Source organism: Aeromicrobium changchenzhani, assembly GCF_057586615.1.
In genome coordinates this window covers 2,249,101-2,275,122 of sequence record NZ_CM172480.1, presented here as the reverse complement: position 1 = coordinate 2,275,122, position 26,022 = coordinate 2,249,101, and the positions used below count along the sequence as shown (strand labels likewise).

Sequence of the window (26,022 nt, the reverse complement as noted above, 5' to 3'; positions counted from 1 at the left end):
AAACTGGCGTGGTGAAGACACGGTTATTGGTGGCGCTGTGCCTGGGGGCGTCGATGGGTGTCGCCGGGTGCTCCTCGGTGTCCAATGTTGTCGCACCACCCAAAGAAAATGCCGCGCCGGTCCAGCTGACCAGCAATATTGCCGATAAGGCCAAAGGCATCCACGTCGACACCGTCGTGACCGCCAAGGCCGCTAACGGCGAGGTCACCGGTGCATCCCTGTACTTTGGTAACAACCCACACAAGAATGTCATCAACGGCATGGTGAGTGGCTCAGACTGGATTGCATCCGATCTACTTGAGCCCGGCAAGACCTACCATTTCACCATCAACGGCACGAACGCTGACGGCAAGCGGGCTACGTCCACCACGGTGTTCACCACCGAGACACTGACACTCAAGCAGCAGACCTACCCATCGGTGGCACCGCTTCAGGGCGAAACCGTCGGTGTCGGCATGCCGATCATCGTGAAGTTTGATCTTCCAGTCCGCAATCGCGCGGCGTTTGAGCGCAAGATGCGGGTCGAATCGACGCCCGTCGTCACCGGCTCCTGGAGTTGGGTGAGCGATTACGAAGTGCATTTCCGGCCAAAAGAGTTCTGGTCTGCCGGCACGAAGGTCCGGGTGCACGTCGATGTTAACGGGCTCGATGCGGGCGACGGTGTCTATGGCCAGCAGAGCCAGGATGTGGCCTTCAAAATCGGGCGCTCGGTCGTCAGCACGGTCGATGTCGCGACCCACAAGGTCACGGTGAAGATCAACGGCAAGGTTGCCAAGGTTATGCCGGTGACGACAGGCGATGCCTCGCATCAGTCCCGCGAAGGCACCAAAGTCGTCATGGAGAAGTTTTCCACGGTCGATATGGATGCGGCGTCAACCGGAGTGGATGCGAAGGACCCGAATTATTACAACATTAGCGACGTCCGCTGGGCGATGCGCCTGACCAACTCCGGCGAGTTCATCCACGCCGCGCCGTGGTCAGTCGGTTCGCAGGGTGTTGCCAACGTCAGCCATGGCTGCACCGGTATGAGCACCGCCAATGCAGCGTGGCTATTCAGCCGTTCCAAACGCGGCGATGTGATCAAGTTCGTTAATAGTTCGCGCTCGATGGAGCCTGGCAACGGCTACACGGACTGGAACATGTCCTGGGCGTCCTTTACCAAGCGCTCTGCCCTCTGATCCCTGCGCTCTGATCTCACGGCGCTATACCGGCGCTGAGGGCAGTACGGCCTGGACGAGGTGCCACTCCCATACCTATGACACGGAACTGTCGCTTTGCACATGTTGCAACCTGTGAGGAGCGACAGTTTCCCACGATATCCTGGGAAACTATGGACGGGTGAGGAGCGGCTTGATACGTAAAAGGAGGGCAATCCCGAATCGGGACTGCCCTCCTTTGAGGTTATCGCTCAGCGTTCCGTGATCAGTGTTGCTTGGGCACACCGGTTTCAGAGACGCCCTGGAAGTCTTCGCCCAGAACGACCGGATGGCCGTCGTGCTCGCCCAGGTGGTCACGAGCGTGGTCGACTTCCTCGACTGTCGGCTTCTCGACCGAACCGTCGTAGAAGAAGGCCCGAGCCCTGCCTCGCAGACGGTCCTTACGGCTGCCTGGCGCACGTACGCCGTTCTTGTCGGTCTTGGGAGCTGCTGCAGCCAGCACTGGTACGCGATCCTGTGTCGTGAGGACGTACTCGTTGGCCAATGGCAGCGGAGCGTGTCGTTCCGAGTAGCCGCCTTCCGGCGTACGTTCAAGCACGCCGGTTTCGTAGCCGTGCAAGACGCGTTCCTTGTCGGCATGTTGTAGGCCGATACAGAGCCGCTTGGTCACGATGAACGCAATAACCGGCAGGACAAAGAGACCGATTCGGAGGAACCAGGTGATTGCGAAGATGTCGAGATGGAATTTCGTCGCGATGATGTCGTTGCCGCCGCCAGCCCACAGCACGCTGTAGGCGGTCATGCCTGCCACACCGAGCGCAGTGCGGACCGGAGCGTTGCGCGGGCGATCGAGCAGGTGATGCTCGCGCTTGTCACCGGTGATCCAGGCCTCGATAAACGGCCAAGCGCCGAGCACAACGAAGAGCATCGTCATGGCGCCGACTGCGGGGATCAGAACATTCCAACTCCACGTCAGACCGAGGAATGTGCTCTCCCAGTTGGGCATAAGCCGCACGGCACCTTCAGAAAAGCCCATGTACCAGTCGGGCTGGGATCCGGCGGTGACCTCTGAGGGGTTGTACGGACCATAAGCCCAGACCGGGTTGATCTGAATCAGCGCACCCATGATCGCGGTGAAGCCGAAGACGATGAAGAAGAAGCCGCCGGCCTTGGCCGCGTAGACCGGAAGCATCGGATAGCCGACAACGTTCTGTTCAGTGCGTCCGGGGCCAGCCCACTGGGTGTGCTTGTGGTAGACGAGCAGCAGCATGTGCGCGCCGACGAGTCCGAGCAGCAGTGCCGGAAGCAACAGAATATGCGCCATGTAGAGACGGGGGATGATGATGTCACCGGGGAACTCGCCACCGAAGATGAAGAACTCGAGGTAAGAGCCGACCACGGGGATCGAGCGAAGCAGGCCATCAACGAAGCGGAGGCCGGTGCCCGAAAGCAGATCGTCGGGAAGCGAATAGCCCGCAAAGCCTTCGATCAGACCCATCGAGAACAGGCCGACACCGATGAGCCAGTTGACCTCGCGCGGCTTTCGGAATGCGCCAGTGAAGAACACGCGCAGCATGTGCATCATCATCGCCGCAACGAACAGTGCCGCCGCCCAGTGGTGGATCTGCCGGATAAGCAGACCGCCACGAATGTCGAACGAGATGTGGAGGGTCGAGGCGTATGCCTGTGACATTTCCAGGCCGCGCATCGGAGCGTAAGGGCCGGTGTAGGTGGTTTCAGCCATGCTCGGCTGGAACCAGAAGGTCAGGAACACGCCGGTGAGCAACAAAACGACGAAGCTCCACAGTGCGATCTCGCCGAGCATGAAGGACCAGTGGTCCGGGAACACCTTGCGGAGATTCTTTTTGGCCAGGCCCGCAATGCCGACGCGTTCGTCGATCCACTGGACCGGGCCCGACGCCTTCTTACCGACGTCGGTGTTTTCGATCGGGGTGTAGGTATCGCTGCTCATGATTTCTTGTCCAGTTCCTTCTGGTCGTGTGCCAGTCGGGGATAACTAGGTCCAACGATTTCAGGGAAGTCGCTGACCGCGATTAAGTAGCCGTCCTTGTCGACCGCGAGCGGCAACTGCGGGAGCGGACGGTGCGCGGGTCCGAAAATGACTTTGCCGTTGTCACCCAGATCGAAAGTCGACTGGTGGCACGGGCAGAGCAGGTGGTGGGTTTGCTGCTCCCAGAGGCTGATCGGGCAACCGACGTGGGTGCAGATTTTCGAGAAGCAGAGGATGCCGTCAACGCCCCAGTTCTCGCGGCCCTTGGACGGGGTGATGTCTTGCGGCCGCATACGGACGACAATTACGGCTGCTTTGGCCTTAGCCTGCATGGCCTCGACGCCGTGGATAATCGGCTCACCATCGGTGTCGGTCTCGAACAAGATCGCCGGCTCACCGTTGACCAGTTGGCCGACTTCCAGGTCCGCGGGCTTGATCGGCGTGCCGGACACGTCGTTGACGACGCGCATACCCTTCTTCCACACGGTGTAGGTATGGCCGTAGGGGAGCGGGCCGAGGTCGCGCATCAAAACGATCGCCGGGAGTCCGAGCATGCCCATCGCGCCGAGCAAGCTGTTGCGGATCAGCGGGCGTCGGCCGAAGCCGGACTCCTCGATGCCGCTGTTGAGCTCAGCCATGACTTGCGCCCGATCCTCTTGCGAGGACACCGCCGGATGGCGGAGTTCGAAGATTTCGTGATCGCCCATGAGCTTCTTGGCCCATTGGATCGCGCCGACGCCAATCAAAAGCAGCGAGAAACCAAGGCTGAGTCCCAGCGCAAAGTTGAGCGCGGAGAAATTCAGGAACGTTTCGGTCTTGTCGATCGTGAAGTAAAACACGCAGAACACGAGTGCAAGCACGGCAGCCACGACAAACATGCCCGCGACCTGACGTTCGGCGCGACGTTCCTGCTCGGGGTAGACATCGGTCGGCCGATACTGATGCTCCGGAATGCCCAGATCAGCTATCGGTTCCTGCGGCAGGCGATCCAACTCGTCGCTCATTCCTTCTTCACTCTCGCTCCATGTGCGCCGATCCAGATGGCAAAGCCAACCAGCCCGCCGATGCCAACTATCCAGACAAAAACGCCGTCAACGACAGGGCCAAGGCCGCCGCCACCGATACCGCCGTAGCTGGGCTCGCTCTGAACGGCTTTGACGTAGGCGATCACAGCGCGCTTGTCCTGGGGCGTGATCACGTCATCGGAGAAGACGGGCATCTGCTGGGGACCGATCAACATGGCCTCGTACATGTGCTTGGCGCTGACACCCTTGATTGACGGTGCGTAGCGGCCGCCGGGGAGCGCGCCGCCGGCGCCAACCGAGTTGTGGCAGGCGGTGCAGTTGGTGCGGAAGAACTCGCCACCGCGGGTAATGTCCGCGCCGGTTGCACCCTTGTAGTCAGTGTCCTTGCTGCCCGGGATCGCCGGGCCAGGCGCGAGCGAGGCGACGTAGGCAGCGAGCTGTCTGGTCTCCTTGGCGTTGTAGACCGGTTCCTTTTTGGCAGCCTGCGGACCTGTGAGAGCCATCGGCATACGACCGGTTCCGACTTGGAAGTCGACCGACGCAGCACCGACGCCGACGAGGGAGGGGCCGTAATTCTCGCCCCTCTTGGTGACAATTCCTTCGGCGTTCATGCCGTGACAGCTGGCACAGCCGATCAGGAAGAGTTGACGCCCAGCCTCGACATCGAGTGAGGTTTTGGCCTCATCTGCAGTCGCTGCTCGGGGAGCAAACGTCGAATACAACCCACCCGCGACGAGGAGCCCCATAAGAAGCACCACGATCCCAGCGAGAGGGTGTCGGCGTTTTGTCGACAAGTTCCGCACGGAAAACCTCATTCCTGATTTTGCGACTCAGATTACAGCGAACGAACTGGTGAAGTTATTCAGGTACACCTTGCTTATTTGAGCAGGTACACCGTGGCAAAAAGCGCGATCCAAACAATGTCCACGAAGTGCCAATAGTAGGACACAACAATTGCCGACACTGCCTGCTCGTGGGTGAATCTGCGGGCCGCGAACGTACGGCCAATGACCAGCAGGAAGGCGATGAGTCCGCCGAGGACGTGGATGCCGTGGAAGCCGGTCGCGAGATAGAACAAGCTGCCGTATGACGACGCGGGGATCGTGATGCCCTCGTGCACGAGCTCGGCATACTCGGTGGCCTGGCCGGCGATGAAGACCGAGCCCATGAAGTAGGTCAGTACGAACCACTCACGCATGCCCCATTGCTTGAACTGCAGCAAGGTGCCGGTACGGCCGGCGCGGCCACGCTCGGCCGCAAACACGCCGAACTGGCAGGTGACCGATGACAACACGAGGATCGTCGTGTTGGCGGTCGCGAAAGGGACGTTGAGCTTGTCGCTTGAGTTGGCCCACAACTCCGGAGAAATGTTGCGGATCGTGAAGTACGCCGCGAACAAAGCTGCGAAGAACATGAGCTCACTTGAGAGCCAAACAATCGTCCCGACGGTGACCATCGAAGGACGTCCCTCTTGGCCATGAAGTCGGGATGCAGGAATCACTGATGTAGTCGCCACAGGATCATTATGTACGATCAGACTGTGAATGATCACAAGACCCTGCGTGTCCTTGTCTACAGCGACGATAGTAGCGTCCGCGACCAAGTCGTTTCGGCGCTTGGTAAACGGCCACATCCGTCGCTTCCGCCCTTTGTTTACAGCGAAGTTGCGACCGAGCCGGTCGTGTTCCAGTTGCTCGACGCTGGTGGAATCGATTTGGTAATTCTTGACGGCGAGGCGGTTCCGGTCGGTGGAATGGGCATCGCCAGACAAATGAAGGATGAAATATTCGAGGCGCCTCCGGTGCTCCTGTTGACCGGCCGAGTTCAGGATGCGTGGCTCGCCACATGGTCGCGTGCCGATGCCGCCGTGCCGCATCCGATCGAACCGCTGCGTCTTGCCGAGGCCGTTATCGACCTGGTCCGCAGCGAGCAACTTGCCGGCTGACGGGATCGCTCGGATGACGTCATACAGCACGTGGCCCGATGTCCTGTCCTCACTCGTAGCGGGCGTGGACCTCGACGCCGGCTCTACCGCGTGGGCCATGGAGGAAATCCTGTCCGGCAACGCCACGTCCGCGCAGATCGCCGGCTTTGCCGTCGCATTGCACGCCAAGGGCGAGACCGTTGCCGAGGTCCAGGGGCTCGTTGACTCGATGTACAGCCACGCGACGCCACTCAAGGTTGAGGGTCGCATCGTCGACATTGTCGGTACCGGCGGTGATCGGGCCAAAACGGTCAACATTTCGACGATGTCCGCGGTCGTTATCGCCGGTGCGGGTGCGCCAGTCGTCAAGCACGGCAACCGCGCCGCGTCCAGTGCGAGCGGTTCGGCTGATGTGCTCGAAGCACTCGGCGTACGTCTTGATGTGCCAGCGACCCGCATTGTTGACGTCTTGCATGATTCGGGCATCACCTTCTGTTTCGCCCCGGTGTTCCACTCGTCGTTCCGCTTCGCCTCGGTGCCGCGCCGTGAACTCGGCATTCCGACGGTGTTCAACCTGCTGGGCCCGTTAACCAACCCCGCCCGTCCGGCGGCGATGGCAGTCGGTGTGGCCGACAAGCGTGCTGCGCCGATCATGGCCGGCGTCTTCGCCGCCCGCGGCGCCGATGCGCTGGTATTCCGCGGCGATGATGGTCTCGACGAGATCACCACGACGACGACCTCAACGGTCTGGGTTTCTGACGGCTCCACAGGCACGGTGTCGCAGACGACGGTCGATCCTCAGTCGCTTGGGCTTAGCCGTTCTGGTGCCGACGCGCTCAAGGGCGGCGACGTTGCGTTCAACGCTGGCGTCTTCGGCCGCATCATTGATGGCGAGCAGTCGGCCGTACGCGATGCGGTGCTCCTCAATGCCGCAGCCGGGCTCGTCGCGCATGAAGGCATTTCTGGCGATCTCGATGATCGGATGAAGTCCGCAATCGCGCGCGCGGCCGAATCGATCGATTCGGGTGCGGCGCGCAAGGTGCTGGACACGTGGGCGGCAGCCACCCAGAAGGCGACTGCGGAGCTCTAACGGTCAGGAGCCGATCGAGAACGCCTCTTCGAGATCGTGCTGGCTGAACGTCTGGAATGCGATCTGGGTCTGGGTGGAGAGAACGCCCTCGACCTTGTTGACCTGATCGGCAACGACAGCGGCAATGTCTTCGTGGGTTCTGACCCGCACCATCGCGAGCAGATCGAGTTCGCCGGTCACCGAGTAGACCTCGCTGACGCCAGTGATGCCGGCAATTGTTTCGGCAATCTCATTGAGATGCGCAACATCGGCCTGGATGAAGACAATTGCGGTAATCATTTTTTCGATCCAATCATCGGATCAGCCTAACGCGACGGTCGCGTAATTGGGCAAATGCCGCGCGGATCCGATCGCTGCGCAATGCCACGAGCCACGCACGATTCGGATGCCGACCTGGTCGAGCCAGCGCAACAGGCATTCGGTCTCCTCGACAGTCGCGGCCGGGACGGGCCCAAAGCCGCCCGCGACCGATTCGGCTGATGCGATCAGAGCGTCGATCCATACCTCGCTGATGGCGCCGTGCGGCATGACTCCGGCGGCGGCCAGCCGTCCGTAACGCATGACATGGATCTCCCAGCCATCCACATGGCTTACTGCGGCCACGAGTTGCTCGGTTTCGGTGAGTTCGCGCAGTCGTTGGCTACGCGTTGCCGCATGTAGGAAGGCAGTGACACGGTCACGCCAGACGGCTGCATCCTCATAGCGCTGCTGGGCCGCCAGATCGGCCATTTTGGCAGCAATGTTGGCAACCAGCGTGGTTGGATCGCCGGTCATCGTCGCGCGCATGGCAGCGACCTCGCCGGCATAGATCTCGGGCTCCGCCGAGCCGTCACAGGGGGATAGGCAGTGCCCCATCTCGGCCAGGACACATGGTGATTTCTTGGAGCGTAACGACAACCGTTGGGTGCATTGTCGAATGCGGAACGTGTCGTGTAGCGCAGCGAGGGTGCCTTCGGCCGCGGCTCGGCCGCGGAACGGTCCGATGTAGTCGGCGTCGTCGTCGAGGATCGTGCGTACGATCGACAGCCTCGGCCAAGCCTCACGGGTCAGCTTGAGCCAGACGCGTTTGTCTTGATTACGTGAACGCCGGTTGTAGGGCGGCCGATGATGCCCGATCAGCCGGAGCTCGCGCACCTGCGCCTCGAGCGCGGTCGCGCAGACGATTCCTTCGATGCGTTCGGCGAGCTGCACCATTTCGGACATCCGGGAACGAGTTTCGCTCTTGGTGAAGTAGTTGCGGGCTCGGACCCGGATATTGCGAGACGTGCCGACATACAGGACGGCATCGCGCGCATCGCGGAACAGATAGACGCCCGGGGCATTGGGCAAGTGATCGGCAAGCCAGCGCTTTTTGCGTTGTGCGGGACTGACTCGTGACGTGTAGGTGGCGACTTCCTCGAGCGTTGAGACGCCGAGTGGTCCGAGCCGTTCGAACAGCGTGTGCAGGACGTCGACGGTCGCCCGAGCGTCGTCGAGCGCGCGGTGAGTGGGTGACGTTGTGGCATGGAAAGCCGCTGCGAGAGTGGCAAGTTTGAAATTGGCGACCTCGTCGCGCAGCAGTGTCCGCCGGGCGAGGACGACGGTGTCGAGCACTTCGAATTTGGGCCAGGGGAGTTCGAGGTCGCGGGCCGCATACTTGAGGAAGCCGACGTCAAAGGGCGCATTGTGTGCCACCAACACGCTGCCGCGGGCGAACTCAAGGAAACTTGGCAATACTTCGGCGATGTGCGGTGCGTCGATGACCATACGATCGGTGATCCCAGTCAATACCGAGATGAACGCCGGGATGACCTCGTCCGGGTTGACCAGCGTCTGGAACTCGCCAAGGACCTCGCCGCCACGCACCTTGACCGCGCCGAACTCGGTGATCTTGGAGCCCTTGGCCGCCGAACCACCGGTCGTCTCAAGATCGACGACGCAAAAGGTGACGTCGAGCAGCGGTCGCCCCAACTCATCGAATGATGCTTGCACCGCTTCCACAACCTGAACGGTAATCGTCTGCACCGACACATACGCCGCCGAGTCACTCTCGTCGGCATTCTGTCAGGGGTGACGGTTAGCGTCCTCGGTATGAGTGTCCACGGTATAAACAAAGGAGCAAAGATGAGCGATTCAGTCGTGGTCGATTGTGACCGTTGCTTGGTGAAGAGTCCTAGCGCCTGTGGTGACTGTGTGGTGACGGTCCTGCTCGGCGCTCCGCCGGCCGGCATCGAGATCGATGCCGCCGAAATGCGGGCCTTCGATGCGCTGTCGGAGTCCGGCCTCGTGCCACCACTCCGGCTTGTGACGGCCGTCACGGAGCCCGACGTGCGGGCCGGATGAGGTTGAACTGAGCCCCTGCAGCGCCTAAAGTATCTTCTTGTGTGTTCGTGATAGTCGAATCTTCCTGATTCGGTGCTTACACACCGCCTAAATGCTGCACATGTGGGGAAGATATGCGCAGCATGCCGGGGACCCAAGCAATTGGGGTGAATCGGCGCGTACTCGTACGCGTTGTAGGGCAGCCTTTGGCCCGAACCCGTCAGCTAACCCGGTAGGCGTTGAAGACGTAGTAGGAGAATGTGTGCGCCATAAACGTGCCGGTGCAATTGTTGCCGCGGCAACATTTCTGTCTTTTGCCATGATGTCGTTTTCGACCGCTCAGGCGACACCCGATGTGACGGTGAAGGATGTTGAAAACGCATTCCATCAGGTCGAATCGGTATCTGAGCAGGTCAATCAACTCGGGGTCGAGGTCAAGGCCGCGAAATCCGAGATTGGCGATCTAAACGCGGACATCGCCCGCGACCAGCAGTCGTACGATGAGCAAAAAGATGAACTTAGCGCCGCAATTGTCGCTCAACAAATGGACGCACCACTCGGTGCGACGGTCAACCTTCTGGGCAGCAAGAATCCCGAAGCGTTCCTCGACGGTCTTGGCGCCGTACAAGCGCTCAACACCTCGCGCGCCGATGCGCTCGAGAAGTTCGGCTCGACGAGCAAAGAGTTGAAGAACCGCCGGGCGCAGCTCAAGGACCGGATGGCCGATCTGAAACAGGATCAGCAGAACACCAAGGCGAAGCAGGCTGAGATCCGCAAGAAGTACGATGCCGCCAAGGCCGATCTTGCCCGACTCACCGCCGCCCAGCAGGCTAGTTTCAACTCCAGCGATGTCGACCTCAATTTCGAGATCAATGCCACCGGCCGGGCCAAGAAAGCCGGAGATTTTGCTGCCGCCCAACTAGGCGAGCCTTACAAGTGGGGCGGCAACGGCCCCAGCGCCTGGGACTGCTCGGGTCTTACCCAGCATGCGATGGCGGCCGCTGGAGTTTCGATTCCACGCGTTGTCGGACCGCAATATGCGGCGTCACGGCACGTGTCAATGGGCAGTTTGCAGCCTGGCGACCTCGTGTTCTACTCGAGCATGTCGCATGTCGGCATCTACATCGGCAACGGCAAAGTGATCCATGCCCCGCGGCCAGGCAAGCGGGTCGAAGTGACCGGGCTCGGTGGCTTCTCCAAGGCCGGACGGTTTGGCTGATCCACCGGTCGGGGGCAGACGCTTCTCACCAAATCTGATTGCCGGTGTTGTTTTGGCGATCATGGCCACAACCTTTCTGGTGTGGCAGCGCCCGTGGCAGTCCGCGCCAGCGGTCCAGCCACAGAGCATCTCGAACAATGCGCCGGACGTTATCGCCGCACAGTTTCGAGCACTTCAGACGGCACGTACGCAGGCGCAGTTCAGCGCGGCGGCAGGCAATTCACCTGCCGCGCAGGCTTGGTCGGCCAAGACATATGCCGGTCTGCAGGCACTTGGTGGCACCGACGTCCGGCTGCGGTTCATCTCCGGCGGGCTTGCCGGTGTCCGCACGGATCGGGCGACTGAGGCCACGGTCGAGGTCAGTTGGAAGCCTGGCGCGGCCTCGGGTATGGCGCCAGTCCGAAGCCGAGCGGTCAACGTCACGTTCGTACTCGATCCAATTGCTCGTGGCCGCTTTGCGGTCCGGAGCGCCGTCCGAAATGACGGGGCGATGCCATTATGGCTGCTCGGCGAGGTCAGCGTCGCGAACCACCGAGGCACCACGATCATTTCCATCGACGGCGGCGCGAGCGACCAGATAGCGGCTCAGACGGACCGTGCGCGTGCCGCAGTGCGCGATGTTGTCAAGGGTGCGACCGGCCGTTTGGTGGTTATCTCGCCGCACTCGGAGGAACAGTCCGCCGCGCTCCTAGACCAGCCGATCGCCTCAATCAAACAGATTGCGGCGGTGACGACCACGATCGATGGCAACTCGAGGACCAAAACAACGCCGGTCATTGTCGTTAACCCGGCCGTGTACGCGACGATGGACGCACGTGCTGCACAGATCGTCATGTCACACGAGGCAACTCACGCGATGACAAAGGCGGCCGGCAGCGCGATCGAAACATGGGTTGCTGAAGGTTTTGCCGACTATGTGGCGTTGCACGCGGACACCGCTTCGCTCGCGGTCAGTGCCGGCCAAATATTGCGCGTCGTGAAGGCCGATGGTGCGCCGCGACAGCTACCATCTGCGGCCGATTTCGGCTCACAGCAACATGGTTTGGGCGCCATCTACGAGTCGGCGTGGCTGATTTTCCGTATGCTTGGCGCCGAGTATGGCGACGCCAAGGTGTTGACGTTCTACGATACGGTCCTAGGTGGTCGGTCCGTCAACAATGCGGCGAAGAAAGCATTCGGTCTCAACACGAGCCAACTCACCCGCAAATGGCGGGCCTATCTTGCGGTGAAGAGCGCCTCGATCACGTCGTGAAGGTCACGGACGATGACATTGCGTTTGACCTTGAATGACGGCGTCAGATAGCCATTTTCCTCGGTCCAGTCCTCGGGCAGGATCTGGAACTTGCGGATTGATTCCGCCTTTGAAACCAGCGAGTTGGCATCATCGATGGCCTTTTGGACCTCACTACGCAGGTCGGGAGAGTTGAGGTCGCCGTCATACGATTCGCGATCGATCGTGACGAGTGCGGCGATGAATGGTTTGCCATCGCCGACCACGAGGCATTGGCTGATGAATGGGTGCGCGCGTACGCGGTCCTCGAGTACGGCAGGCGCAACGTTCTTACCGCCTGCGGTCACGATAATTTCCTTCTTGCGACCGGTGATCCGGACATAGCCGTCGGCATCGACCTCACCGATATCGCCTGAGGAGAACCAGCCGTCCTCAGCGAGCACCTGAGCAGTCGCCTCGGGGTTGTTCCAGTAGTGGGTGAAGACTTGGCCACCGCGGAATTCGAGTTCGCCATCGGCCGCGACCCGGACCTCGGTCGTGCCGAGCATTTGTCCGACCGTCCCGATGCGCGACTTGGTCGGCGTGTTAACGCACAGCGCCGCTGCTGTTTCGGTGAGCCCGTAGCCTTCAAGAACAGGTACGCCGATGCCGCGATAGAAGTGGGCCAGACGATCGCCGAGCGGCGCACCGCCGGAAATCGCATACTTCGCTTCGCCGCCGAGCAGTATGCGGAGCTTGACGTAGACGAGTTTGTCGAAAACTGCGTGTTTGGTGCGCAGTGCGATACCGACCTTGCCGGCTTCCTGCGCCGTGCTGTAGGCAATCGCGGTGGCAGCGGCACGATCGAAGATCTTGCCTTTGCCGTCGGCCCAGGCTTTTTGGCTGGCGGAGTTGAAGACTTTCTCGAACACGCGGGGCACCGCAAGGATGAAGGTCGGGTGGAACTCGCCGAGATGTGCGACGAGGTCCTTCACCTCGGCGGTATGGCCGAGCTTCGTGCCCGACCGGACAGCGCCGAACTGGATGATGCGGGCAAACACGTGGGCGAGCGGTAGGAAGAGCAGCGTGGAGGTGTCGTCGGGGCAGAACAATTCGGGCAATGCGTCGAGTGCTTCGCCGAGCTCATAACGAAAATTGCCGTGCGTGAGAACGCAACCTTTGGGCTTGCCCGTCGTCCCTGAGGTGTAGACGATTGTCGCGACGGTGTCGCTAGTGATGCCAGCACGGCGTGACTCAAGGTCGTCATCGGAAACGTCGACACCGAGGGTCGAGATCTCCTCGACGGCCCCAGCCTCGATGCTCCATACGTGGCGGAGGTCGGGTGCGTTGTCGCGCACAGCGTGAAGTCTTTTTAGGTGGTCGGCTGATTCGACAATTGTTGCGGTCGCGCCTGAGTCGGCCAGAATCCAGCTAATCTGACCAGCGGAGGAGGTCTCATAAATCGGCACCGTGGTCGCACCGATTGACAAGATGGCGTAGTCGAGCAGCGTCCATTCGTAGCGGGTTTTGGACAGCAGAGCGACTCGGTCGCCACCCTGCACACCAGCGGCGATAAGGCCCTTGGCGATACCCGTCATCTGGGCGTTGAACTCGCCGAGAGTGACGTCGATCCAGTCGCCCCTGTGATTGCGGGCAAACGCCACATCGTCGTGATGATCGGCGAGGCGATCGCGGATATCGTCAGTGAGATTCCCCAGAGTGGTCACCTACGGCAGGCTACAGTCAGGACGAATCCTTGATAAGGGGGGATCTGGTGCCGAAGTTAGGGATCGCAAATGAATGTGGTGTGGCGCGCCCAGCCGGAGTCGTGAGCGGATCACACGGTAAAATCAGTGACTGGATTGAGCCCGCCCGTCGTGGGTTCGTTGAGGAGACGTAATGGCCCGCACCAGCAGCGACATTGTGATCGACGCCGAACCACCGGCGATCATGGCGGTCATTGCCGATTTCGAGTCCTATCCGGTCTGGGCGACTGGTGTTGAGAAGACCGAAGTGCTCGACCAGAACGCCGACGGACGCGCTCACCAGGTGCATTTTGTCCTCAACGCGGCACCGATTCGCGATGAATATATCCTCAAGTATGACTGGCGGGCGGATCGCTCGGTGTCTTGGTCGTTGGCTTCGCCCGGAAAGATCCTGACCGCAATGGATGGTTCCTATTCACTCGATCGGATTGCCGACGGCAGCACCCGGGTGACTTACAATTTGTCGGTGTCGGTGTCGATCCCGTTGCTCGGCATGCTCAAGCGCAAGGCCGAGAAAATCATCATCGACACAGCACTTAAGGGCCTCAAGGAACGAATCGAGGATGGCAAGAGTGTCTGACGATCCCGACCCGATCGGCACCGTTGCCGACGAAGCTATGAAACTTGTCTTCGCGCTGACCGCCTCTGCTGGTTCGGGCAACAGCGATTCGAGCAACAGCGAATCGACCGATCACGTTTGCAATAACGGTTGGTGCCCGTTGTGTCAGATGGCCAACTACATACGTGACAACCCAGAGGCAGTCGAACGTGTGACGCACGCGGCAGCGACATTGACCCGCTCACTTCGCGACCTGCTCGAACAACTCGCACCGCATCAGCAGGAAACCCCATGAGTCTTTCGATTGGTGTCGACATCGGCGGGACGAAAATTGCCGCAGGGCTCGTCTCCGAGACCGGCGAGATCGTTGAGTCGGCCCGGCATGAAACACCTGCGACCGAGGCCTCGGAGATCGCCTCGATGGTGGCCGAGCTCGTCGAGCGGCTCAAAGGTGAGCATGACGACATCGTTGGCGTTGGCGTCGGCGCGGCCGGTTTCATCGACGCGGGCCGGTCGACCGTGCTGTTCTCACCCAATATCGACTGGGTCGACGAACCGTTGGCCCAACAAATCCACGAGCAAGTTTCGCTCCCGGTCGTCATCGAGAATGATGCCAATGCGGCTGCGTGGGGTGAGTTCTGTTTCGGCGCTGGCGAGGACACCGACGATCTGTTATTGGTCACGGTCGGCACCGGGATCGGCGGCGGCATCGTGCACAGCGGACAGTTGTTCCGGGGTGGCTTCGGTGCAGCGGGCGAGATCGGCCACCTGCGCGTTGTGCGCGATGGTATCGAGTGTGGTTGTGGACAGCGCGGCTGCTGGGAACAGTATGCAAGCGGACGAGCTCTCGTACGGCTGTCGCATGAGCGTCTCGGCGGGTTGATCGCCGACGACATCACTGGACCGCAGATAACCAAGCTCGCCCAGGACGGTCATCCGGGGGCGGTGGAGGTCTTTGCGGAGGTCGGACACTGGCTTGGCGAGGGCATCGCGACGCTGTGCTCCGTACTCGATCCGTCGGTCGTGGCAATTGGCGGCGGTGTGGCTGAAGCCGGCGATCTGCTGCTCAAGCCGGCCCAGACGGCCTTCGACCATTTTCTCTCGGCAGGCGACCACCGACCACACGCCGAGCTGCGCATGGCTGCGCTCGGCAACAAGGCCGGACTTATCGGTGCCGCCGATCTGGCACGCAGTGCTCCCGCGGCCTCTACGGCCGCAAGCCGGTGATCGAGAAGCTTGCCATCGGCATCGATATCGGCGGTACCAAGATCGCCGCCGGTGTCGTCGATCAGGACGGCATAGTCATCGAGCGTATGTGGCAGCAGACGCCTACAACGAGTCCCGGCGACGTGCTCGATGCGATCTCCGCAATCACCGAAGCACTGCGGCGGAACCACCACATACATTCAATTGGGATCGGCGCGGCCGGCTTTGTCGATGCGACTCAATCGACCGTTCTTTTTTCGCCGCACCTCGCCTGGCGGCACGAGCCACTGCGCGACGCAGTGTCGCGGCGGACCGGGCTGCCGGTGCTTGTCGACAATGATGCCAACGCTGCCGGTTGGGCCGAATGGCGCTTTGGCGCTGCACAGAATGAGCCCGATCTCGTCCTGATCACGCTGGGTACCGGTATCGGTGGCGCCTTCGTGCTTGATGGTCGGGTTTATCGCGGCAGTTTCGGTATCGCCGGCGAGTTCGGCCACATGCAGGTTGTGCCCGATGGCATCGCCTGCGAATGCGGCAACTCAGGCTGCTGGGAGCAGTATGCGAGTGGCCGGGTGTTGACCCGACGAGGTCGTGCCGCAGCGCAGGACCGCACTCCGCTCGGCGAAGCATTGTTGGCCCGGGCAGGCGGCACGGTGGCGATGATCGAAGGCAGCCACGTGACCACGTTGGCCCAAGCGGGCAACGCCGAGGCCGAGGCCTGGATCGGTGATGTGGGGGAGTGGCTCGGGGTTGGTATTGCAAATCTCGCCGCTGCGCTGGATCCGGGCATTTTTGTCATTGGGGGTGGCGCCAGCGAGGCCGGCGCGATGCTAATCGATCCGGCCCGGGTCGCCTTTGGTCGCGCACTGACCGGTCGTGGCTATCGTGCGGAGGCACGCATCGTGAAGGCGCATTTGGGGCCGGATGCCGGCCTGATTGGAGCCGCCGACATGTCGCGGCTCAGAGCACGGCGCCGTCGTCCGGCCAATCCGGGTGCGCGGGCCCGTGTTCGGGCAGCCGTGAAATCAAATAGATCACCGCGGCCACGAAAATAATCGATACCGAAAAAACGATCGGGCGCGACAACACGACGCCGCCGACCGTCGCGAAGACCAGCAGCAACGGGCCACCCAGAATGATTGACCACGCGGTTGTGCGCGCAGGGTTCGGCGCTCGTGGCGCTCGTGGCGCGGGAGTTCGGTAGGCGACCTCGTCATCGTCCGCATCGACTGGGGCCGGTCGAGCTGACGTCGGATACGGGTCAGGATTGGGATCGGGAATGATCGCGTCCTGATCGGCAAGCGAGAAGTCCAGATCGAGGCCTTCCACGATCCGGTCGAACTCGTCGTCACCGCCCATCGGCGGATGGCTGTCAGTCACTGGCCAGCCCAAATTGGCGGCCAATGAAGTCGGCGGTCATATCGAAGATCAGTTGGGCATCGTTGTCGATCGTCGCAACGTGATAACTGTCATGCAGGGCCACGAACTCCTTGGCCGTCGACGACACGCCCGCCAGGATTATATCTTTTGAGCCGATATCGACGACGTGATCCTCATCGGAGCGGAAGAACAACAGCGGCTGGTCGACCTTTGCCAGATTGGTCCGTACGTCCTTCCACATCGTGATCTGGGAAGCTAGCGCGCGAAGCGGTGTCTTGTCATAGCCGATCTCATCAGCGCCGGCCTTCTTGATGTCGTTGCCGATACCGGGCAGCGAGGGCAGGAGGCGCTTGAGTACGGGAAGAAGCGGCAACGCGGCGTTCTTGAGTGCTACCGCGGGATTGACCAGAACCACTACGTCGACATCCGTAGGTCGTTGTTCAGCGAGTCGTAGCGACAGGCAGCCGCCCATCGACAAGCCGGCGACAACGACTGTGTCGCAGTGCGTGCGCAACTCAGTGAGCGCTGCATCGACCTCGCGGTACCAGTCCTGCCAGCCCGTCGTGTTCATGTCTTGCCATGTCGTGCCATGTCCGGGAAGGCGAGGCACCCGTACGGTGTAGCCGCGCTCGGCGAGATCCTGTCCCCACGGCCGCATCGAGGCAGGCGAGCCGGTGAATCCATGGATCAACAGAACACCGATCGGACCACCATCGACGGCCAAGGGCTCGGTTCCGGCAACGGGCTGGGGGGAGTTCGTTGGCATACCTACGTCTTCTCTTCTCGGTGTGGCGAAATGTGCGCTGTCTACAGAGTAGAGTCTTGCCGTACTCAAGGAGGCGGCGTGTTCTATTGGTTCTTGAAGTTCTTGGCGTTGGGTCCGCTATTGAAGTTGATCTTCCGCCCTTGGGCCGAGGGTACCGAGAACGTCCCCAAGACCGGCGCGGTGATTCTAGCTAGCAATCACCTGTCCTACAGCGACTGGTTGTTTATGCCACTGGTCATCCCGCGACGCGTCACTTTCGTTGCCAAATCCGAATATTTCGAGGGCACCGGAATCAAGGGCTGGCTGCAGAAAACATTCTTTGCTGGCTCCGGTCAGGTGCCGATCGACCGTTCGAGCGGTTCGGCCGCGGCTGGCGCGATCAAAACTCAGCTTCGGTGCCTCGACGATGGTGAGGTTTGCGGCATCTATCCCGAGGGCACGCGTTCGCATGACGGCAGGCTGTATCGCGGCCGTACCGGTGTTGCGCGCCTGGCCCTTGAGGCCAAGGTGCCGGTGATCCCGTTGGCGGTCATCAACACCAATGTCGTTGCGCCACCGGGCAAAGTCTTTGGCAAGATGGCCCGCCCCGGCGTCCGGTTCGGCAAACCACTTGATTTCAGCCGCTATGAGGGCATGCAAGACGATCGCTACATTTTGCGCGCCATCACCGATGAAATCATGTACGAGATCATGCGGCTTTCCGATCAGGAGTATGTCGACCTGTACGCCCAGGATGCCAAGAAGCGTGACCGTGAGATTGAACGTGCGGCTGCCAAGGCCGCCGATCAAGCGGCCGCCGATGAGGTCTGGGAAGAAATCAAACCCGAATAACGAGGAGAGAATATGCGCGTTGGCGTGCTCACCGGTGGCGGAGACTGCCCCGGACTCAATGCGGTGATTCGTGGCATCGTGCGAAAAGGGGTCAAGGAATTCGACGCTGAATTCGTTGGTTTTCGCGACGGCTGGCGCGGTCCGCTGGAAAATTTGACCCGCCCGCTCGATGTGGATGCGGTGCGCGGGATCCTGCCCCGCGGCGGCACGATTCTCGGCTCATCACGCACCAATCCCTTTGCCATCGAGGGCGCGGTCGAGCAAATTAAGAGGAATCTTGCCGCGAACGATTGTGACGCGCTGATCGCGATCGGCGGCGAGGACACGCTGGGCGTCGCCACGAAACTCGCTGAGCTCGGCGTCAACGTGGTGGGCGTGCCCAAGACGATCGACAATGATTTGTCAGGCACCGATTTCACCTTCGGCTTCGACACTGCGGTCAACATAGCAGTGGAGGCGATCGACCGGCTGCATACGACGGCCGAATCGCATCAACGGGTGCTGGTCGTTGAGGTGATGGGTCGGCATGCTGGCTGGATTGCGCTGCACAGCGGCCTTGCCGGTGGCGCCAACATCATCTTGATCCCTGAGCGGCCATTCGACATCGACAAGGTCTGCGCGCAGGTAGAAAGCCGGTTCGCGACGCATTACGCGCCGATCATCGTGGTGTCCGAGGGCGCTGTTCCCGCAGCCGGCGGAATGACGCTGGTTGACAGTGCGAAGGACTCGTTCGGTCATGTGCGGCTCGGTGGGATCGGCGAGCGGTTGGCCCGTGAAATTGAGACTCGTACCGGCAAGGAAGCGCGAGCGGTCGTGCTTGGTCACATCCAGCGCGGTGGGACGCCATCGGCATTCGACCGTTGGCTCGCGACGCGGTTCGGTCTGCACGCGATCCAGGCGGTCCACGACGGGGACTTCGGCATGATGATGGCGCTGCGCGGCACCGAGATCAAGCGTGTCCCGCTGGCCGAGGGCACCGCGAAGCTCAAGGTCGTGACCCCCGAACTCTACGAAGAGGCTGAAGTCCTGTTTGGCTGAGTTGACGTTAGCCGCAACCATCGGTCGAGCGGAGCGAGACTGGGCGCTTGGGCGCGGCCCGGCGGCGGCGAGGCACGAGGCGCCGGGTGCCGAGGGACGAGGCGCGCGCCGTATCCTTGAACCCGTGAGCATCCCCACCCTCGAAGAACTCCATGCGATCGGCGCGGCCCAGCAGCCGACGTACCTTGACACGGCTGCACGCGATGCGGCTATTGCCCAACTTCGCAAGATGCCGCCGCTCGTTTTTGCCGGTGAATGTGATCATCTCCGGGACAAACTCGCCGCGGTCGCGCGCGGCGAGGCCTTTGTGCTGCAGGGCGGTGACTGCGCCGAGACATTTGACGGTGTAACCGCCGATAACGTCCGCAACAAGCTCCGGGTTCTGCTCTCGATGGCAGTCGTGCTGACCTACGCAGCGAGGGTTCCCGTGGTCAAGATCGGGCGTATCGCCGGTCAGTACGCCAAGCCGCGCTCCAAGGACACCGAAACTCGCGGTGACGTGACATTGCCGGCCTACCGTGGTGACGCGGTCAACGGCTTTGCCTTCGAAGCCGAGTCTCGAGCCCACGATCCGCAGCGGCTCGTCGACGTTTACAACGCGTCAGCGGCCACGCTCAACCTCACCCGTGCCTTTGTCACCGGCGGCTATGCGGACCTACGCCAGATGCATTCATGGAACACCAACTTCGTCCGCACCAGCCCGGTCGGCGAACGCTACGAACGCGTCGGCGCCGAGATCGATCGCGCGCTCGCGTTCATGGAGGCATGTGGCGTTGATCCCGACGAGTTTCGTACGGTCGACTTCCACTCCTCGCACGAGGCGCTCATCCTTGAGTACGAACATGCGATGACCCGGATCGACCAGCGGACCGAGCAGCCGTATGACGTCTCGGGCCATTTCGTCTGGATCGGCGAGCGCACCCGTCAACTGGGTGGCGCCCACGTTGAGTTACTGAGCAGGATCGCCAACCCAATCGGCGTCAAGCTCGGCCCGACGACGACTCCTGATGAAGCGATTGCGCTCTATGAGAAGCTCAATCCCGATCGAATCCCGGGCAAGGTCACGTTCATCACTCGCTTTGGCGCGGACAAAATCCGCGATCTGCTGCCGAACCTGGTGGAGAAAGTCACCGCTGCTGGCATCGAGGTCGCGTGGATTTGCGATCCGATGCACGGCAACACCTTCGAAACTGCGAATGGTTACAAGTCACGTGAGTTCGACGATGTCATCGATGAGGTCCGGGGCTTCTTCGAGGTGCATCGCACGCTGGGCACGTGGCCCGGCGGCATACATGTCGAGTTGACCGGCGATGACGTGACTGAATGTGTCGGTGGCGGCAGCGCGCTCTCGGCGGCCGATCTCTCGCACCGCTACGAGACACTGTGCGATCCACGCCTCAACCGCGCGCAGTCGCTCGAATTGGCGTTTCTAGTCGCGGAGATGCTCGCCAAGACGTCCTAGTCTCCAAGATTTGGCCGAAAATCTCCCAAATATTCTCCGAGAGTCGCGGGAAATGGGCATACATCGGCCAAATCTCGGGGCGGCGCGGGGGCGCCATGCTCGGCGCGGCTAGTCGGGTTGTACGCGCAGGGTCATCAATGTTGTGGCCAAGGATTCGTACTGGCCGCTGAGCAGCAGTAGCTCGATCAACTCAGGCTCGTTCAGATGCCTGGCCAACTCAGTCCACGTTGCATCGGTGATGTCCCGGCTGGACCCCAGTTCATCGACCGCAGCGAAGATCGCGCGTTCACGAGCCGGCCAGCCGGACCACGAGGCATCGCGTATGTTGGCCAGTTCGTCTTTGGTCACGCCCACCCTCCGGCCGATCCGGGCATGGTGCGCGTACTCGTAGTCGCATTCACGGTTGGTGGCGATGCGCAGGATGACGAGCTCGGTCTGACGCCGGGGCAGTTTGCCACCTGGCATCATCTTCGAGCTGTACCAGAGCCAAGCCCGAAACAGCCCGCGCTGCCGGCCCAGCGTCGTGAAGATATTGAGCTCTTTGCCGCCGACAACTTTGCCGGCCAGGACGCTGAACGATTTGTTGACAATGCCCAGGTCCTTGAGCGTGCCGGGTTTGATGCGGGGAGTCGACATAGTCATCACTCTAGCGAGGCCCCGGCGCGGGTTTCTGAGCTCTCCGCAATGATCATCGCGGTCAGGATGAACAATCCACCCACGAGGACCCGCGGACCAAGAGATTCGCCGCCGAACGCGACTGCGAAGCCGGCCGCAAAAACCGGCTCCATCGTCATCAGCAAGGCCGCGCGCGCTGCGCTGATGTGTGCCTGAGCCCAGGTTTGGGCGAGCATCGCGACTGCGCCGGCACCGATAGCCATATATAAGACGGCCAACCAATCGCGCGGATTCTGCGCGAGCTCGATTCCGCCGGGCGCTGCGATCAGCAGGCATACGCCACCGATCATCGCGGTCTGGATTGTTGCCATACCGATCGCGTCGCCAGTTGTTGCCCACCGGGATAGAGCAACGATGTGCAACGCATACAAGATGGCGCTCGCGAACGTGATGCTCTCGCCGAAGCCGATGTGGAAGCCGTGCAGCGACAGAATCGCCAGACCCGCGGTCGAGAGCGCGACCGCGATCCAGACGACTGGGGGAATCCGTTGACGCAGGAGCGCGGCGGCGAGGAGCGGCGTCAAGACCACGTACATGCCGGTCACGAATCCTGAGACGCTAGCCGCAGTATGGCTGAGACCAAATGTCTGGAGCAGCTGCGCGGCCGTATAGATCAGCCCAGCGTATGCACTTTGGCGGCGGAGCCGGGGATCCATGCGGCCGATGGCGCGTGGTGCGATCAGAAATAATGTCAGCGCTGCAATCGTGAACCGGACGCCGAGGAAGTCTGGGACCGGGAGGCGTTCATTCAGATCCTTGATCAGAATGAAGGTTGAACCCCAGAGTGCAGTCACCGCGAGTAATGCTAGGGCGGCCAGTCGTGACTTCACCTAGAAGCCGAGTTGGCTCAGCGTGATCGTGGAGCCCTTGGCAGCTTTGCCGTTGGGATTTTGGGACTGTACTTTGGCGTTGCCAAATTTTGTGGGGGACCACTTCACCTTAAAACCGGCTTCGGTCAGGATTTTTTCGGCCTCATTGGCGCGCTTGTCCACGACATCAGGCACGGCAATCAGAGCGGGTCCGTTCGAGACCGTCAACGCGATCGTGTCGTTCTTGAATTTGGTGCCGCCGTTGGGATCCTGACTGATGACGATGCCCTTTTTGACATCATTGCTGAACTTGGTGTTGACCTCGACCCTGAAGCCGGCACCTTCGAGCGCCGCGACCGCATCGTCTTTCTTCTCGCCCTGATAGTTCTTGACATCGATCGGTTTGCGACCCTTGCTGACATAGACGTCGATGGCGGTGTTGCGTTTGACCTGGGTGTCGGTGTTGAGTTTCGTGCCGACAATGTTGCCGGCGTTGATCTTTTCGTCGAATTTCTCGCTGCGCGTGCCTAATGTCAGATGCGCATCGTCGAGGATCGTCGTTGCCTCGTCAATCGTCCTGCCCTTTAGCTTGGGCACTCCATAACGTTCTTTGCCCTTAGAGATGACCGCTTTGATCGTGCTTTTGGGCAAAATTTTGGCGCCCGGCGCAGGGGACGTTGACATGACCGTTCCCAGTGGCGCCGTCTCGGAGAATTTGTTCTCCTTGACCTCGAATTTGAAGCCTTGGCTTTGCGCCTCCGCCTTGGCAACGCTTTCGGCCATCCCGGTAAGCGGTGGGGTGCTGACATAACGGCCGATACCGAAATACCAACCCAGCAGAGCAACAAGAACTGCGAGCACGATCGCGGCGATCAGAAGAACCTTGCCACGTTTGGCTGGCGCATGATCGGTCTTGACCTGTTGATACTGCTCGGATGTCATCTGCGGGTGCATACCCGGCCGGGCTGCGGCCGGGGTGGACTGTGCGCGCCAATGCAGCGTTGCCTCTGGTGCGCCGGCGGTGAGCCCGCCAAACGACTGGGTCGGTTCCTCGGCCAAGCCCGAGGTCGGGAGCACATTGATTGATGGGATCGGATCGGTGTTTTCGTTCGCCGATGTGCTGGCGTTCGTCGTAGCGGACCTGGGCCGGGGAAGCAGGTCGTCGGTCAGGTCTGGATCGTCGGCCAAACCCGCATCGATGGCACGCAGGACTTGACGCACCTGCTGGAGCATGACGTGCGCATCGGCCGAGCGCTGGTCCCGGTCGCGGGCCGTCGTGCGGGCGACCAGCGCGTCTAGATAGGGCGGGATGCCTTCGATCGATTCGGAGGGTGGATGGATGTCCTCGTGGACATGTTTGTAAGCCACCTGGATCGGGGTCTCGCCAGCGTGTGGTTTGAGGCCGGTGAGCATCTCGTACAGGAGCGCGCCGCAGGCATAGACATCTGAGCGGGCATCTGCGCCGGCGTTAAGGACGATTTCGGGAGCGAGATAGGAGACCGTGCCGATGAGGGTCCCACCGGTTGCCGTGGTGGCTGCGCTGACGGCACGAGCTAGGCCGAAGTCGGCGACTTTGATCTCGCCGGTCGGCGTGATGAGCACATTCTCGGGTTTGACGTCACGGTGAATGATGCGAGCCGAATGCGCCGCAGACAGTGCAATCAAGATCTGTTCGAGCAGCGTCAGCGCGCGCCGTGGCGGCATCGGGCATTCCTCGCGCATGACATCGCGCAGGGTGTTGCCGGGGACGTACTCCATAACGAGGTAGGTGACTTCGCCGTCGGAGCCTTGGTCGAAGACTGCCACGACATTGCTGTGATTGAGTTTGGCGGCGGACCGGGCTTCGCGGACGAAGCGCTCGGTGAACTGACGGTCATCGCCCATGCCGCTGTGCATGACTTTGACGGCCACAACACGATCAAGCCGAGTGTCAGTGGCCATAAATACGCTGGCCATACCGCCACGGGCAATCCGTTCGCCAATGACATAGCGATCGTCGAGGACACGCCCGATGAGGGCTTCATCGCCCATCGCTGCCACGTGTGCCCTCCCTCAGTCGACAGGGCCCGAATTGGGCCAATCCCCGATCGTAAGTCTAGAGAACGATGCCCCGCAGTAGTGGCTCCCCCTCGGTGCGTGTCACGCTTATTCGGTGGAAGAACTCAAGGAACTCGTCTCAACCTGGCTATCGGTGCGTGAAGCGGCCGACCAACTTCAGGTGTCGCCGAACAAAGTGCGGCAGTGGATTCGTGAGCGCGAACTGATCGGTGTCACCCATGGCAACGACCAGCAGATACCGGCCGACTGCATTGCCGATGGCAAAATCGTCAAAAAATTGGGCAATACGTTGACGTTGCTGTCTGACGTCGGATTCGATGATCTCGAAGCGGCAATCTGGCTGTTCACACCGGAGGAGTCCCTGCCGGGCCGCCCCATTGACGCCCTGCGTGAAAATCGTGGTCGGGAGATTCGGCGCCGGGCCCAGGCACTCGCGTTCTGATCGCGACGCTCAATACGTACGACGAGTTGCTTTGACCAACAGCGTCCGCAGCTGGCCTTGCACATCGGCGTCAAAGTAGGTGAGTGCCGACTCGGCCTGATTCTCCAGATCCGCAATCTGCTGTTCCACGGCATCTGCGGCTCCGGTTGATGTGATCAGTTCGCGGAGTTCAGCAATGTGCTGATCGTTGCCGAGCCCCTGTTCGAGCAGCCGAAGGCCGGTCGCATCGGTGCGTTCGGCGGTGCGAGCGATCAGGACCGTCCGTTTGCCTTCGCGGAGGTCGTCTCCGGCCGGCTTACCGGTGATGTCAGGGTCGCCGAAGACCCCCAGCATGTCGTCGCGCAGCTGGAATGCTTCGCCTAACGGCAGCCCAAAATCGCTCAATGCGGTGATGAGGTCGGCGTCGGCGCCGGCGAGCGCCGCCCCGACGTGGAGCGGGCGCTCAACGGTGTATTTGGCAGATTTGAACCGTACTACTCGCATTGCTTCAGCGGCGGAGAATTCAGTATGGGTCTGGCCCGCGACGTCGAGATATTGGCCCGCGACGACTTCGGTCTTGCAGCGGTCGAAGAATGCGAACCCGCTTGCGAGATTCGCTGCGACGATGGGGGACTGAACCGCAGCAGCGCGGAGTGACTCATCTGCCCACGACAGCATGAGATCGCCGAGCAAGACCGCCACCGAACGGCCGAACTGTGCGGCATTGCCGATTCCACCCGAGTCGAGGTGGCGGCGCTCGAAGTGCCGGTGAATGCTGGGATTGCCGCGACGAGTGTCGGACTCGTCCATCAGGTCATCGTGGACGAGCGCGCTGCCCTGCAGCCACTCAAAAGCAGCGGCGGCGGCGAAAATGCCCGGATCGGTGGGATCGCCACCGGCCGCGCACCAGCCAGCGTGGCAGAACTCCGGGCGCAAACGTTTGCCGCCGGCAACGAAGTCGGTGGCAGCGTCGATGAATGGAGCGAGTTCGGGCCCCAATTCGGCGAGGTGAGGACGTTGTGCTTCGACGAATGCGGACAGTTGCGTATCGATATGTGTCCGAAATGCGGATGCACCATGCGGTGTAGTCACACATTCGACGATACCGTTGGTA

General features: G+C 61.3%; 27 protein-coding genes and 1 riboswitch. Of the genes, 14 read left to right on the top strand and 13 right to left on the bottom strand.

Annotation, left to right across the window (positions count from 1 at the left end; all coding sequences use genetic code 11):
* Positions 1 to 11: 11 nt before the first annotated feature.
* The gene (locus AC2YB9_RS11485; protein ID WP_487265481.1) at positions 12 to 1,178 is read left to right on the top strand and encodes a L,D-transpeptidase; all 1,167 of its coding nucleotides are present in this window, start codon (positions 12 to 14) and stop codon (positions 1,176 to 1,178) included.
* A 244-nt stretch (positions 1,179 to 1,422) separates the two neighbouring features.
* Here the strand turns inward: AC2YB9_RS11485 and qcrB are convergent, their stop codons facing one another.
* From qcrB to ctaE, 4 genes are all read right to left on the bottom strand, one after another.
* Positions 1,423 to 3,129 carry a cytochrome bc1 complex cytochrome b subunit gene (qcrB, locus tag AC2YB9_RS11480; RefSeq protein WP_487265480.1) on the bottom strand — a complete coding sequence of 569 codons (1,707 nt, stop codon included), beginning with the start codon at positions 3,127 to 3,129 and terminating at the stop codon, positions 1,423 to 1,425.
* Complete coding sequence (gene qcrA, locus AC2YB9_RS11475; protein ID WP_487265479.1) at positions 3,126 to 4,172, bottom strand: cytochrome bc1 complex Rieske iron-sulfur subunit; 1,047 nt, start codon at positions 4,170 to 4,172, stop codon at positions 3,126 to 3,128. Before qcrA ends, qcrB begins: the two co-directional genes overlap by 4 nt.
* Positions 4,169 to 4,996: a cytochrome bc1 complex diheme cytochrome c subunit gene (gene qcrC / locus AC2YB9_RS11470; protein ID WP_487268607.1), complete on the bottom strand. Its 828-nt coding sequence runs from the start codon at positions 4,994 to 4,996 to the stop codon at positions 4,169 to 4,171. Before qcrC ends, qcrA begins: the two co-directional genes overlap by 4 nt.
* A gap of 74 nt (positions 4,997 to 5,070) precedes the next feature.
* Entirely contained in the window at positions 5,071 to 5,694 is a 624-nt protein-coding gene (ctaE, locus tag AC2YB9_RS11465; protein WP_487268606.1) for an aa3-type cytochrome oxidase subunit III, read from the bottom strand.
* Positions 5,695 to 5,733: 39 nt separating this feature from the next.
* Here ctaE and AC2YB9_RS11460 point away from each other — a divergent pair, with 39 nt between their 5' ends.
* Positions 5,734 to 6,138 carry a response regulator gene (locus tag AC2YB9_RS11460; RefSeq protein WP_487265478.1) on the top strand — a complete coding sequence of 135 codons (405 nt, stop codon included), beginning with the start codon at positions 5,734 to 5,736 and terminating at the stop codon, positions 6,136 to 6,138.
* 13 nt (positions 6,139 to 6,151) lie between these two features.
* Positions 6,152 to 7,207 carry an anthranilate phosphoribosyltransferase gene (gene trpD, locus AC2YB9_RS11455; protein WP_487265477.1) on the top strand — a complete coding sequence of 352 codons (1,056 nt, stop codon included), beginning with the start codon at positions 6,152 to 6,154 and terminating at the stop codon, positions 7,205 to 7,207.
* Between the two features lie 3 nt (positions 7,208 to 7,210).
* On the opposite strand, the gene AC2YB9_RS11450 is transcribed toward trpD, so the two are convergent.
* Both AC2YB9_RS11450 and AC2YB9_RS11445 read right to left on the bottom strand, forming a co-directional pair.
* Entirely contained in the window at positions 7,211 to 7,486 is a 276-nt protein-coding gene (locus AC2YB9_RS11450) for an Lrp/AsnC family transcriptional regulator (protein ID WP_487265476.1), read from the bottom strand.
* A gap of 21 nt (positions 7,487 to 7,507) precedes the next feature.
* Positions 7,508 to 9,187: a DEDD exonuclease domain-containing protein gene (locus AC2YB9_RS11445; protein WP_487265475.1), complete on the bottom strand. Its 1,680-nt coding sequence runs from the start codon at positions 9,185 to 9,187 to the stop codon at positions 7,508 to 7,510.
* Between the two features lie 123 nt (positions 9,188 to 9,310).
* On the opposite strand from AC2YB9_RS11445, the gene AC2YB9_RS11440 reads away from it, so the two are divergent.
* The 3 genes from AC2YB9_RS11440 to AC2YB9_RS11430 all read left to right on the top strand — a co-directional run bounded on the left by AC2YB9_RS11440 (position 9,311) and on the right by AC2YB9_RS11430 (position 11,979).
* On the top strand, positions 9,311 to 9,529 hold the full coding sequence (locus AC2YB9_RS11440) for a hypothetical protein (RefSeq protein ID WP_487265474.1): 219 nt from the start codon (positions 9,311 to 9,313) through the stop codon (positions 9,527 to 9,529).
* 74 nt (positions 9,530 to 9,603) lie between these two features.
* Positions 9,604 to 9,762, top strand: a riboswitch (cyclic di-AMP (ydaO/yuaA leader).
* Positions 9,763 to 9,770: 8 nt separating this feature from the next.
* A complete protein-coding gene (locus tag AC2YB9_RS11435; RefSeq protein ID WP_487265473.1) occupies positions 9,771 to 10,727 on the top strand; it encodes a C40 family peptidase in 957 nt (318 codons plus the stop codon).
* Positions 10,720 to 11,979 (top strand): peptidase MA family metallohydrolase, encoded by a 1,260-nt coding sequence (locus AC2YB9_RS11430; protein ID WP_487265472.1) that lies wholly within the window; start codon positions 10,720 to 10,722, stop codon positions 11,977 to 11,979. The genes AC2YB9_RS11435 and AC2YB9_RS11430 overlap by 8 nt, the downstream gene beginning before the upstream one ends.
* Here the strand turns inward: AC2YB9_RS11430 and AC2YB9_RS11425 are convergent.
* Positions 11,943 to 13,664: an AMP-dependent synthetase/ligase gene (locus tag AC2YB9_RS11425; protein WP_487265471.1), complete on the bottom strand. Its 1,722-nt coding sequence runs from the start codon at positions 13,662 to 13,664 to the stop codon at positions 11,943 to 11,945. The genes AC2YB9_RS11430 and AC2YB9_RS11425 overlap by 37 nt on opposite strands.
* A gap of 172 nt (positions 13,665 to 13,836) precedes the next feature.
* Here AC2YB9_RS11425 and AC2YB9_RS11420 point away from each other — a divergent pair, with 172 nt between their 5' ends.
* From AC2YB9_RS11420 to AC2YB9_RS11405, 4 genes are read left to right on the top strand one after another with little or no spacing between them, the layout of a single operon-like run.
* On the top strand, positions 13,837 to 14,283 hold the full coding sequence (locus AC2YB9_RS11420; protein WP_487265470.1) for an SRPBCC family protein: 447 nt from the start codon (positions 13,837 to 13,839) through the stop codon (positions 14,281 to 14,283).
* A complete protein-coding gene (locus AC2YB9_RS11415) occupies positions 14,276 to 14,557 on the top strand; it encodes a hypothetical protein (RefSeq protein ID WP_487265469.1) in 282 nt (93 codons plus the stop codon). Before AC2YB9_RS11420 ends, AC2YB9_RS11415 begins: the two co-directional genes overlap by 8 nt.
* Positions 14,554 to 15,489, top strand: coding sequence for an ROK family glucokinase (locus AC2YB9_RS11410; RefSeq protein ID WP_487265468.1), 936 nt, complete (start codon positions 14,554 to 14,556; stop codon positions 15,487 to 15,489). Before AC2YB9_RS11415 ends, AC2YB9_RS11410 begins: the two co-directional genes overlap by 4 nt.
* Positions 15,486 to 16,523, top strand: a complete 1,038-nt coding sequence (locus AC2YB9_RS11405) for an ROK family glucokinase (protein WP_487265467.1) — start codon at positions 15,486 to 15,488, stop codon at positions 16,521 to 16,523. The genes AC2YB9_RS11410 and AC2YB9_RS11405 overlap by 4 nt, the downstream gene beginning before the upstream one ends.
* On the opposite strand, the gene AC2YB9_RS11400 is transcribed toward AC2YB9_RS11405, so the two are convergent.
* Positions 16,429 to 16,848 carry a hypothetical protein gene (locus AC2YB9_RS11400; RefSeq protein ID WP_487265466.1) on the bottom strand — a complete coding sequence of 140 codons (420 nt, stop codon included), beginning with the start codon at positions 16,846 to 16,848 and terminating at the stop codon, positions 16,429 to 16,431. The two genes, AC2YB9_RS11405 and AC2YB9_RS11400, sit on opposite strands and share 95 nt — an antisense overlap.
* Entirely contained in the window at positions 16,841 to 17,614 is a 774-nt protein-coding gene (locus tag AC2YB9_RS11395; protein ID WP_487265465.1) for an alpha/beta hydrolase, read from the bottom strand. The genes AC2YB9_RS11400 and AC2YB9_RS11395 overlap by 8 nt, the downstream gene beginning before the upstream one ends.
* A gap of 78 nt (positions 17,615 to 17,692) precedes the next feature.
* On the opposite strand from AC2YB9_RS11395, the gene AC2YB9_RS11390 reads away from it, so the two are divergent.
* The 3 genes from AC2YB9_RS11390 to AC2YB9_RS11380 all read left to right on the top strand — a co-directional run bounded on the left by AC2YB9_RS11390 (position 17,693) and on the right by AC2YB9_RS11380 (position 20,945).
* Entirely contained in the window at positions 17,693 to 18,445 is a 753-nt protein-coding gene (locus tag AC2YB9_RS11390) for a lysophospholipid acyltransferase family protein (protein WP_487265464.1), read from the top strand.
* A gap of 12 nt (positions 18,446 to 18,457) precedes the next feature.
* Positions 18,458 to 19,483, top strand: coding sequence for a 6-phosphofructokinase (locus AC2YB9_RS11385; RefSeq protein WP_487265463.1), 1,026 nt, complete (start codon positions 18,458 to 18,460; stop codon positions 19,481 to 19,483).
* Positions 19,484 to 19,607: 124 nt separating this feature from the next.
* Positions 19,608 to 20,945, top strand: coding sequence for a class II 3-deoxy-7-phosphoheptulonate synthase (locus AC2YB9_RS11380; protein ID WP_487265462.1), 1,338 nt, complete (start codon positions 19,608 to 19,610; stop codon positions 20,943 to 20,945).
* Between the two features lie 108 nt (positions 20,946 to 21,053).
* On the opposite strand, the gene AC2YB9_RS11375 is transcribed toward AC2YB9_RS11380, so the two are convergent.
* The 3 genes from AC2YB9_RS11375 to pknB are packed head-to-tail and all read right to left on the bottom strand — an operon-like array spanning position 21,054 to position 24,460.
* Positions 21,054 to 21,581 (bottom strand): carboxymuconolactone decarboxylase family protein, encoded by a 528-nt coding sequence (locus tag AC2YB9_RS11375; RefSeq protein WP_487265461.1) that lies wholly within the window; start codon positions 21,579 to 21,581, stop codon positions 21,054 to 21,056.
* A 5-nt stretch (positions 21,582 to 21,586) separates the two neighbouring features.
* Positions 21,587 to 22,450 (bottom strand): DMT family transporter, encoded by an 864-nt coding sequence (locus AC2YB9_RS11370; protein ID WP_487265460.1) that lies wholly within the window; start codon positions 22,448 to 22,450, stop codon positions 21,587 to 21,589.
* A complete protein-coding gene (pknB, locus tag AC2YB9_RS11365; protein WP_487268604.1) occupies positions 22,451 to 24,460 on the bottom strand; it encodes a Stk1 family PASTA domain-containing Ser/Thr kinase in 2,010 nt (669 codons plus the stop codon).
* A 121-nt stretch (positions 24,461 to 24,581) separates the two neighbouring features.
* Here pknB and AC2YB9_RS11360 point away from each other — a divergent pair, with 121 nt between their 5' ends.
* The gene (locus AC2YB9_RS11360; protein WP_487265459.1) at positions 24,582 to 24,929 is read left to right on the top strand and encodes an Rv2175c family DNA-binding protein; all 348 of its coding nucleotides are present in this window, start codon (positions 24,582 to 24,584) and stop codon (positions 24,927 to 24,929) included.
* A 9-nt stretch (positions 24,930 to 24,938) separates the two neighbouring features.
* On the opposite strand, the gene AC2YB9_RS11355 is transcribed toward AC2YB9_RS11360, so the two are convergent.
* Positions 24,939 to 26,000 (bottom strand): polyprenyl synthetase family protein, encoded by a 1,062-nt coding sequence (locus AC2YB9_RS11355; protein WP_487265458.1) that lies wholly within the window; start codon positions 25,998 to 26,000, stop codon positions 24,939 to 24,941.
* Between the last annotated feature and the right edge of the window lie 22 nt (positions 26,001 to 26,022).